Below are 8,647 nucleotides of genomic sequence, written 5' to 3'. Positions count from 1 at the left end.
TATGCAAATAATGATCTAATAAAAATTAAGGAGTTGTGAGGTTATGTTCAAAGTCGCGCCCCGTGCGGGCGCGTGGATTGAAACTGGGTGGTAGTCTATCCGCAGGTGACACAAAATGTCGCGCCCCGTGCGGGCGCGTGGATTGAAACAGGTATTTAGCGGTGGGGAACAGCATTACCTTAGGTCGCGCCCCGTGCGGGCGCGTGGATTGAAACTTGGAGTTCCATTGTTTTACCATTTGCTGTCTCGTCGCGCCCCGTGCGGGCGCGTGGATTGAAACCTGCATAACTCGACACGCTTTATCCTCCTTTCGCGTCGCGCCCCGTGCGGGCGCGTGGATTGAAACGTCGATCTCGCCCTGGGTGCTTGTTAGTGCCTGTCGCGCCCCGTGCGGGCGCGTGGATTGAAACAAAGCGATCGATTATAAACAAAGAAGGCACCTCCGTCGCGCCCCGTGCGGGCGCGTGGATTGAAACCCACTACGGCCACAGGAAAAGCATTTCCAGAGCCGTCGCGCCCCGTGCGGGCGCGTGGATTGAAACTCCGGGCCAAGAAGCAGAAAGAAATCCTCGATAGGTCGCGCCCCGTGCGGGCGCGTGGATTGAAACTTGCTCGTTGGCGCTAAGGTGAATTTGACCTCGTCGCGCCCCGTGCGGGCGCGTGGATTGAAACAGCCAGGCTGTAATAGTTACTGGCATCATCAACGTCGCGCCCCGTGCGGGCGCGTGGATTGAAACACGTTCAAAACAAGGCAGCCGCTCTGCAGCGCGTCGCGCCCCGTGCGGGCGCGTGGATTGAAACTGTAGGTACTTGGGCTTCAGCAGCAATTGACTCGTGTCGCGCCCCGTGCGGGCGCGTGGATTGAAACCGGCCGCCAGCCCTGGTCTTTCGCGAGCTGAAGTCGCGCCCCGTGCGGGCGCGTGGATTGAAACTGACGGAGGAGCCAGCTGGCATGATAGTGCCTGAGTCGCGCCCCGTGCGGGCGCGTGGATTGAAACAAAGCGATCGATTATAAACAAAGAAGGCACCTCCGTCGCGCCCCGTGCGGGCGCGTGGATTGAAACCCACTACGGCCACAGGAAAAGCATTTCCAGAGCCGTCGCGCCCCGTGCGGGCGCGTGGATTGAAACCACACTGGCGAATTCATCTGTCAGGCCATCAACCGTCGCGCCCCGTGCGGGCGCGTGGATTGAAACCATTATGCACCCCCCAGATATGCCACGCGCATGAGTCGCGCCCCGTGCGGGCGCGTGGATTGAAACTCCTTTACCGAAGGAGGAACCGTGGAGGAAGAACGTCGCGCCCCGTGCGGGCGCGTGGATTGAAACCCTTACTCCAATGAATATATGCTGACCACCTACGTCGCGCCCCGTGCGGGCGCGTGGATTGAAACTGCGAAAATCCCAAACAAATACGTGTGCCTGTGGGGTCGCGCCCCGTGCGGGCGCGTGGATTGAAACTTTTTATACCTACATAGTAGGGGCTACAGTAGGTCGCGCCCCGTGCGGGCGCGTGGATTGAAACATTTAAAAAGTCAAAGCTGAACACTCATTATCGTCGCGCCCCGTGCGGGCGCGTGGATTGAAACTGGCTGTGAAGTCGTATATGGCGGGCGCCGGGGTCGCGCCCCGTGCGGGCGCGTGGATTGAAACCGCTTGAGGCGAGTTTTTTTGCGAATGCAGCAGGTCGCGCCCCGTGCGGGCGCGTGGATTGAAACTTATTGCATTATTGCTTTTCCATTTCGTTTACGTAGCTTATGGTATGGTATTTATAGGAAATAGGATAATAAGGGCAAGGACGTTAAGGGCTATGGCTATAGATAAACAAAAACACCATCTATCGACGGTGTTTTTGAACAACCTTTTTTTTCTTGCATATCAATCCAGACTAGTTCTTTCCATCCAGCATGGGTATTACTTCAATCGCATACAGTGGCAAATTCAGCAGCCGAGCCTCACGCATGTAATCCGTCATGGATGTACGGATGGATAACTTGGGCTGAAACTTCTCTTGATACGTTTTCAGGCTTTTCGCCTTCAAATTGGTTTCGGCCTTCACTTCAATAGGAATCACCGCGCTGCCGTCATCCACAACGAAGTCGATTTCCGCGTTGCCGCGGTCGTTCGTCCAATAATAGGTTTCCAGCTCTTTGATGGTCATGAGCTGCTGTAATACATACTGCTCAGTCAGTGCACCCTTGAATTCCTTGAAAAGCTCGTTACCATCTAAAAGCGTACTTTGTTTCAAGCGTACCATTCTGGAAAGCAAACCAACGTCAACCAGAAACAGCTTAAAGGCTTTCATATCCTCATAGGCTTTGAGCGGGAGTCTTGGCGCATTCACGCGATACACCTTATGGACCAGGCCGCAATCGGTCAACCAAAGCATGGCCTGTTCATATTCTTTCGCCCGCGCGCCTTCCTTGATTAGTCCGTAGATGAACTTTTTGTTCTCCTTGGTAAGTTGGGCGGGAATGTTGTTCCAGAGCGTCCGGATTCGCGGTACAACATCATGGGGCGCATGTTTGGAAAAATCCTGCTCGTAGGCGTCAAGAATGCGCTGTTGTATTTCCTGAACCTCCACAAAATCTTTATTTTGGGAAAAGCTATGCACGACCTCCGGCATCCCACCAACATAGTAATAGTATTTGAGCATGTCGATATACGTTTGCTTGAAGGTAGTCACCATAGCAAAGTCACCTTTTTGCAGCAACTCTACATACCGGTCGTTGCCCATCGCGGTCAAAAACTCGGTGAAGCTAAGAGGGTACAAATCCAAAAACTCCGCCTTACCTACAGGGAAAGACGTGCCCTGATGCAAGGCAACGCCCAGGAGTGAACCGGCGCACATGATTTGATATTGTGGCGCATCCTCATTAAAGTATTTCAACGCAGTCAATGCTTTCGGTACTTCCTGTACTTCATCAAAGATGAGCAGGGTATTCGTGGGATCGATCTTCTGGCCGGAATATAGTTCCAGCCCCATCATGATACGCTCCACGTCCAAATCGGCTGAAAATAAATCCTTCATGCGCTGATTATGGTCAAAGCTGATGTAGACGGTCCTATCAAAGGCAACCCTGCCAAACTCCTTCATCAGCCAAGTCTTGCCGACCTGCCTTGTACCGCGAATAATGAGCGGTTTTTTGTTCCGCTTTGCTTTCCACTTATGCAAATCCTCTATCGCTGTTCTATACATGGTTCATCACCTCACAAGCTGAGCATACCTTGTTTTGGCATAAATTACAATGATATTTGAGTCATTTTCTACACTTTTTACATCGAAAGTTTTCAAATCAAAATAATGTTTCTTGCAGTGTTATTTGTCTTTTCTGAAGTTGTACTGAAAATGGAACATTTACGACCGTACTAAGACACTTCCTCCCATTCTCCAAACTCCCCAATCAAGGCATCTTCTATCTCCTCAAGGGTAATACACCCTATTTCCTTAAGGCGTCCGTCTTCCGACCATGTCAGGAAATCTTCGTATGTTAATTCTGGTTCTTCATAATAAAATTTCAGAAAGGAAAACCATATGCCGTCTGTACCCCTGTCCTCTTCGTAACGAAGCAGGTAATATTCAGTCTCTTCAAGTGTACTTTGAAAGAAGACGGCCTGGCCGGGTACGATCAGCACAACTAGGGCATCTGTATATTCACGACCGCTAAACTGAAGGGTAAACGCCTGTAAGTGGGTTTGATTATTTGCCTGTTGCAGTGGGTCGAGGGATTGTTCTCCACTGACTATCCAGGTATAAACAGCTTCTGTTGCTTGGGTGTTTTCCATTTCTTCGGCAATATCTTCGAGGCGATGCGAAACGAACAGGGGTAAAGTAAATTCCTGACAGGCTGCGGAACGACAGTGATAGACAGGCACATTATCTATGTGCCCGACACCGTGGGCCAAATCAATAGGAACGGTTCGGGTGGTCAGGTATCCTGTATCGCCACAGCCGCACGAGTCAATAGGTTCTATGGTTTGATCAAACACATATGACACCTCACTAAAGTTTTTTAAAGGCTTAATTCTACAAGACTTACAGATCTCCTTTTTGCCTAAACTCTGTACATATTAAATGTAGCCAATTATCACGAACTTTACACGTGTTAATCAAGCCTTCATTTATCCGGGGTTTAATTTTTTTGACCTTGTCTGAGTGTTGGTTTATACTAAGATAGGTAGACCAATGATATGAGGTGTAAGGTTGACGAAAAAAGTCGCAGTTGTCACTTTGGGATGTCCAAAGAATCAAGTAGACAGTGAAATAATGGCGGGATTACTGGCCCAAGATTATAGCTTTATAGAAAACCCCGCAGAAGCGGATATTATTGTCGTAAATACCTGTACATTTATCCAATCGGCCAAGGAAGAATCGATTGAAGCTATTTTTGAGATGTCTTGCTTTAAGGAATCCGGCACTTGTCAGACCCTGATTGCGACAGGGTGCTTGGCGCAGCAGTACGGGCAAGAATTAATGCAGGATATTCCTGAATTGGATGGTGTGCTGGGAACCGGAAATATTGATGAAATTGCCAAATTAGTTCAAGTTTGTGAGGGGACACGAACGACGCTTATTCAAGGAGGAACCCCTGATTTTCTTCATAATGACTTGATGCCCCGTAAACGATTGACCCCTGATTATTTAGCTTATGTAAAGATTGCAGAAGGCTGCGATAACTGTTGTACTTATTGTGTTATTCCGTATGTACGCGGACGCTTTCGCAGCCGTTCGGAAGAATCAGTGATCCGCGAAGTCCAGGAAATGGCCGCTCAAGGGGTTAAGGAAATTATGGTTATGGCCCAGGATACCACGCGCTATGGACATGATCTTTATGGAGAACTCCGCCTTCCTCAACTAATTCATCAGCTTGCTCGTATCGAGGGTATTGAATGGATCCGGCTAATGTATTGTTATCCGGAACGGTTTTCAGATGAACTAATTGAGACTATGCGTCAGGAACCCAAAGTTTGCAGGTACGTTGATTTGCCGTTGCAACATGCGGATAATAAAATATTAAAAGACATGAATCGACGCGGAACAATTGAGGAGGCTGAAACGCTGATTGGAAAATTGCGCGATGCCATGCCGGACATCACCGTTCGGACGACTATGATCACGGGTTTTCCGGGAGAGAGTGAACAGGAATTCCAAACTATGGTAGATTTCATTGAACGTGTTCAGCTTGACCGGCTCGGGGTGTTTGCCTATTCCCAGGAGGAGAATACACCGGCGGGTCTTCGCTCGGATCAGGTTTTGCCAGAAATTCGTGAATTTCGCAGGGAACAGATCATGCAAATCCAACAAGAAATCTCTCTGGTGAGGCAACAACGTTGGGTTGGTCGGGTTGTTTCGGTGCTGCTTGAGCAGAAACAGCCAGGCGGACGGTGGATGGGACGGACTGAAGGAGACGCTCCGGAAATCGATGGGCAAGTCTATATCACAGGTACTCAGACCTCACTTCAGGTGGGTGAGATGATCAAAGTTCGCATCCTTGAAGCGGATAGCTACGATTTAATAGGAGAGGTTGTTTCGTGAATCTACCCAATCGCTTAACACTTGCTCGGATTATTTTAATACCGGTGTTTATGGCCTTTTTACTCCTTAAAATCCCTAAAGGTCATGAGATTTTTCCGCATCAAGATGTTGTGGCGGCAATAATTTTTATTTTAGCTGCCGCGACGGATGGTTTAGATGGCTATATCGCTCGCAAGCGGCACCTGGTTACGAATTTGGGTAAATTCATGGATCCGCTTGCCGATAAACTATTGGTTTCCGCTGCCCTGATTTCCTTGGTACAGCTTGGAGAGGTGATGGCTTGGGTTGCCTGGATCATCCTGGCAAGAGAGTTTGCCGTGACGGGACTACGAGCTATAGCGGCTGTGGACAGAGTTGTCATCAGTGCCAGTAAGCTCGGAAAAATAAAGACTGTTTCCCAGGTTATTGCAATTTCGGCAATCTTACTGCATGATTGGCCCCTTTCTTTAATCGGTATTCACATTGGCCAACCCTTCTTATACATCGCCTTGTTTTTTACAGTCATCTCAGGTCTTGATTATTTGCTCAAAGCTCGGAAATTATTACATAAATAGATTATTTCGGCGAACAAGGGTGTTGGGTAATACCAGCGAAGCTGTCACCAGGGGCAAAGTAGATGGTTTTAAATGGAAAATTTATTGATCACATCGTTATATTCTTGTTGGGCATCAGAATCGCTAACTTTGAATATACCTCAAGAGTCTGTATATTTCTTCTTCCACGAGGATTCAAATAGTAAACGGCTTGCTTTTTGGCCATTGAATCAGTGAACATGGCCAGTAATTCCTTAAATGACTGAGGGAACGGGACAATACGGTCCTTGTTCCCTTTGCCTTTGTTTATCCGTATTTGGCAGTGATTAAAATCAACGTCTGTAAGCTTGATGTTTATTAACTCACTGACCCTTGCGCCAGTATATAAAAGCGTTTTCACTATCATCATGTCCTGAAAGTTTATGGACAAACGCCATCAACCGGAATATCTTCTGACAAAGGAAAATAATGCAATCCTGTTTGACATATCTTTAATAAGCTAAAGGGCTTTAATGACAGGCCGGTGAACCTCGTTATTCGATTGGAATTGAAGGATGCCTTTTAATGATTGTTTGCTGACTATCGGATAGAGCACGTCCCTAATAATTCCGTTCGGGAAATCTAATGCTGTTTGCGCTAGGCTGAACAGGATTCCTTGTTTATTGCTAACCCGTCTAAGATCGTTTAGTATTAAGTGGTTTGTCATTTAATTTCTATTCGCGGGGTCTAAATCCACCGCCTTTAGGCGGTATAAGCTTTAAGCCTTAAAGAACAGAGAGGACGGACATACTAATTCTAAAAGGAGATTAGTCTGTCGGTAGATGGATTCGCTCAATTCAAAGGATACCAAAATGGCACTCGACGCTCATTCAATCAGAGGGGCTGTCTCAAAATAATGTTTTAGTGCGCCATTCTGAGGCGACTACTCATGAAGATTCCCGGAAAAATTAAGAAAAGAGTGTGAAATCAGCTCGCATCATCGCTGATTTCACACTCTTTCTAATCTTAGGAACACCAAAAAAGAGGATTTTTTGGATCTCTCAAAACTCCTTCTTTAATGGCTCAAGCAGATTTATGCAACTTTTATTTCGTGCAACGAACAGCTGCATCTGTCTTGTTGTATTTTATTATGCAATTTATTAATGTTAAACTCAAAAGCCAACAGCAAAAATTCAGTTTTAACGTTCTTTTTACCACGCATTACAAATCGACGAAAGCTATGATCTTCTTTCAGTACTCCAAAAGCCCCTTCAACTTGTATGGATCAATTCATCCTTAGTAAAATACCCTCAGTCGTTGTGATATTATGTAATGATTCTGCTCGTTTTTCCAAAAATAGTTTGGATGTCGATAGTTTCTTATTACCCGCTGCTTTGGTACAATGCTGCTTGAATTTACAGCCTTCACAACTCTCACATTCATAGAGGGTCACATCGGATTTATAGCCACTTTAAGACGTTCTTGTCGTCTTTCCAACAACCGCTAGTTTTTTATGATTGGCGCAAAGATATTCGTCTTTTTCCGTATCATAGATCATATTTTCCCGTTTGCCGATAATCTTGCTATAATTTCTATTTTTCATAGCCTCATATGTCTGTGGCTTGATGAAGGCCTTTTGTCCATGTCCATGTAAATAAACATAGTTTTCTTCACTTTCATAGCCTGCATCGGCAATGATATGGAGATATTTTTTAGGTAAGTTTTCAATGAGCTTCTCCAGAAAAGGGATCAGCGTCATTTGATTGTGGGCGTTCACTCGATATGGCTAGTCCTACGATATATTCAGCTTCCACGCCAATTTGGACATTGTACCCTGGCTTTAGCTGAGAATTCCTCATGTGATCTTCTTTCATGTGCATAAAGGTAGCATCCGTATCAGTCTTAGAGAAGCTATTTCTACCATCGAAAAGTTCTGACTCGTCTTTTCGCTTTTATATAAGAAAAAGGGCCACCTCTTCATAGAAATTACATTTCTATTTTGAGACAGCCCCTAGTTTAGTTAAAGAAGCCCTCAGATCATCATTACCAGCAAAGTAGCAATTGATCTGAAGGCGTTTACACTTACACAAATATTGGTTGTTCTATAATATTCCTACTTGAGGATATTTGTGAAGGGAGATTATAGAAAAGGTCAATTATACTCGTTTCAAAAATTATACTCACAAGAAATGTACGATTATTATCCTCAGGTTTATTTTTTTATCCCCTACGCACCTTCCTTTATGGAAGAACCTCATGTTGTCTGTCAACCATATTACTCAAAAAAATATATATTTTCTATATATACCCGTTTTTAAGCAAACACTAATTTCATAAAGGGTGATATCAGGTGAGACATCTCCGCGGGTTTTAGTATTGAATTTTGAGTAATTTTTTTTGCATTTTAGCAAATTTCTACATATTATTCCAGTTTATTGTGATATAATCCTCCTAATATTTAAATGGTATTTATCATTTAAATATTAAGCCATCAGATCAAAAACACCCTGAGAAAGTAGTATTTGATCTGATGGACTGCCCCTACACAAATTGTAGGTGATTTATTTTACACCTACTGGGGATGTTTTGTGAAGGGAGAT

General features: G+C 45.5%; 5 protein-coding genes, 1 pseudogene and 1 CRISPR repeat array. Of the genes and pseudogenes, 2 read left to right on the top strand and 4 right to left on the bottom strand.

Annotated features, from left to right (window positions below; all coding sequences use genetic code 11):
- Positions 1–52: 52 nt before the first annotated feature.
- A CRISPR array of direct repeats spans positions 53–1,717; the repeat unit is 32 nt; unit sequence GTCGCGCCCCGTGCGGGCGCGTGGATTGAAAC.
- A gap of 170 nt (positions 1,718–1,887) precedes the next feature.
- Together AC6I5A_RS00180 and AC6I5A_RS00175 are read right to left on the bottom strand one after the other, a co-directional pair.
- Positions 1,888–3,198 (bottom strand): ATP-binding protein, encoded by a 1,311-nt coding sequence (locus AC6I5A_RS00180; RefSeq protein WP_034610300.1) that lies wholly within the window; start codon positions 3,196–3,198, stop codon positions 1,888–1,890.
- 170 nt (positions 3,199–3,368) lie between these two features.
- Complete coding sequence (locus tag AC6I5A_RS00175) at positions 3,369–3,989, bottom strand: hypothetical protein (protein WP_034610299.1); 621 nt, start codon at positions 3,987–3,989, stop codon at positions 3,369–3,371.
- 214 nt (positions 3,990–4,203) lie between these two features.
- On the opposite strand from AC6I5A_RS00175, the gene rimO reads away from it, so the two are divergent.
- Both rimO and pgsA read left to right on the top strand, forming a co-directional pair.
- The gene (rimO, locus tag AC6I5A_RS00170; protein ID WP_034610298.1) at positions 4,204–5,535 is read left to right on the top strand and encodes a 30S ribosomal protein S12 methylthiotransferase RimO; all 1,332 of its coding nucleotides are present in this window, start codon (positions 4,204–4,206) and stop codon (positions 5,533–5,535) included.
- Positions 5,532–6,089, top strand: coding sequence for a CDP-diacylglycerol--glycerol-3-phosphate 3-phosphatidyltransferase (gene pgsA / locus AC6I5A_RS00165; protein ID WP_034610297.1), 558 nt, complete (start codon positions 5,532–5,534; stop codon positions 6,087–6,089). Before rimO ends, pgsA begins: the two co-directional genes overlap by 4 nt.
- A gap of 88 nt (positions 6,090–6,177) precedes the next feature.
- Here pgsA and AC6I5A_RS00160 read toward each other — a convergent pair whose 3' ends face one another.
- Together AC6I5A_RS00160 and AC6I5A_RS00155 are read right to left on the bottom strand one after the other, a co-directional pair.
- Positions 6,178–6,468, bottom strand: coding sequence for a tyrosine-type recombinase/integrase (locus tag AC6I5A_RS00160; RefSeq protein ID WP_497900368.1), 291 nt, complete (start codon positions 6,466–6,468; stop codon positions 6,178–6,180).
- Between the two features lie 672 nt (positions 6,469–7,140).
- A pseudogene (locus AC6I5A_RS00155) lies at positions 7,141–7,999 on the bottom strand (transposase); the annotation flags it as partial.
- Between the last annotated feature and the right edge of the window lie 648 nt (positions 8,000–8,647).

The sequence above is a fragment of the Desulfosporosinus sp. Tol-M2 genome (assembly GCF_059735615.1).
The sequence above is the reverse complement of the archived record's forward strand: the minus strand, read 5'-3'. Positions and strand labels throughout refer to the sequence as shown.

Excerpts from the sequence above, each read along its gene's own strand:
- AC6I5A_RS00180 (WP_034610300.1), bottom strand. The coding sequence starts at position 3,198 with ATGTATAGAACAGCGATAGAGGATTTGCATAAGTGGAAAGCAAAGCGG.